The organism is Paraburkholderia polaris, from assembly GCF_012927345.1.
GTDB lineage: Bacteria > Pseudomonadota > Gammaproteobacteria > Burkholderiales > Burkholderiaceae > Paraburkholderia > Paraburkholderia polaris.
Genome location: NZ_JABBGJ010000136.1, coordinates 1 through 1,436 on the forward strand (window position 1 = coordinate 1; position 1,436 = coordinate 1,436).

Annotated in this window: 1 protein-coding gene; it reads left to right on the top strand. The window is 64.6% G+C overall.

The features are described from left to right. The first annotated feature begins 134 nt into the window (after positions 1-134). Positions 135-1,274 (top strand): IS110 family RNA-guided transposase, encoded by a 1,140-nt coding sequence (locus tag HHL24_RS43290; protein ID WP_154568000.1) that lies wholly within the window; start codon positions 135-137, stop codon positions 1,272-1,274. Positions 1,275-1,436: the final 162 nt, after the last annotated feature.

Below are 1,436 nucleotides of genomic sequence, written 5' to 3' on the forward strand. Positions count from 1 at the left end.
GGAAGGCAGTATGACTTTGCGTGAGGCAAGGGCTGGCCCGCCGTGGGGAAACTGAACGCGGGTTAGCATTGCTGTCAGAGCCGCACGGGCGTGGACTGGGCCATGCCCCGGCGATTTCCTCCACGGAGGCCAGCATGCGAAACGATAGCACGGTGTACGTTGGACTGGATCTTCACAAGGACTCGATCACGGTCGCCTACGCGATCGACGCGGGCGAGATCGAGCTGCTGGGCAAGACCGGTACAACCGGGGCCGACATCGATCGCCTGTGCACACGCCTGCAATCCAAGGCGCCGCACGTGCGCGTCGTGTACGAGGCAGGTCCATGTGGTTACGGGCTGTACCGTCAGCTCGTCCAGAAGGGCTTCGACTGCATGGTCTGCGCACCTTCACTGATCCCGCGCAAGCCGGGCGAGCGCGTAAAGACCGACCGGCGTGATGCCATCAAGCTGGCGCGCTCGCTGCGCGCCGACGACCTGTCGGCCGTGTACGTGCCCGGCATTGAAGACGAGGCATTCCGGGATCTCGCCCGCGCGTGGGCGGCTGCCCGCGAGGATCTGCGACGTGCACGGCATCGACTGAAGTCGTTCCTGCTCGCGCATGGCGTCCGTTATACCGGTAGCGCAAACTGGGGCGAGGCGCACCGTCGCTGGCTGGGCCGCTGTTCGTTTCCCAGCGCCTGGCAGCACCTTGCCTTTGACGAACACCGGCGCACGATCGAGGACCGGCTTGCGCAGTGCGCCCGTCTCGAAACAGCCCTACGCGAAGCGGTGATCTCCTGGCGCTTCTATCCGGTAGTGCTGGCCCTGCAGGCCATGCGGGGCGTCCAGTTCGTTACCGCCGTCGGGATGATTTCAGAAGTGGGCGACCTGTCCCGCTTCGAACACCCGCGTCAGCTGATGGCCTGGCTCGGCGTAACGCCATCCGAGCATTCATCGGGAGGCAAACGCCGCCAGGGCAGCATTACCAAAACCGGCAACAGCTACGCCCGAAGACTGCTGGTCGAAGCGGCCTGGAGTTACCGCCATCCTGCCCGCGTCAGTCCGGAAATCCAGGCCCGTCTCGAAGGTCTGCCCAAGGCCATCATCGACCGCGCCTGGGACGCCCAGGTGCGGCTGTGCCGACGATTCCGCCGGCTGACCGCGCGAGGCAAGCCCATCAACATCACGGTCGTGGCTATTGCCCGCGAACTGGCGGCGTTCATCTGGGACATCAGTCGACTGGCCATGGCGCTTGCAATACCTCGCAGCAAACCGCCCGCGGCCTGTGTGTGATTTCCCGAACAACGGAAGGAGTTTCCTGAAGGCGGCGCAGCCCGGCATCCGAGCAACCCGCGATGGTATTACGCAACGGGCATCACCAACTTGCGGCGGAAGTTAGCGGCAGGCTCATGAGGCGGACCTCTGTAATGCGGTATCCAACCCGCGGATGTCAGA

Bases quoted from the DNA above. Each gene is read 5' to 3' on its own strand.
- HHL24_RS43290 (WP_154568000.1), top strand. From the start codon at position 135: ATGCGAAACGATAGCACGGTGTACGTTGGACTGGATCTTCACAAGGAC.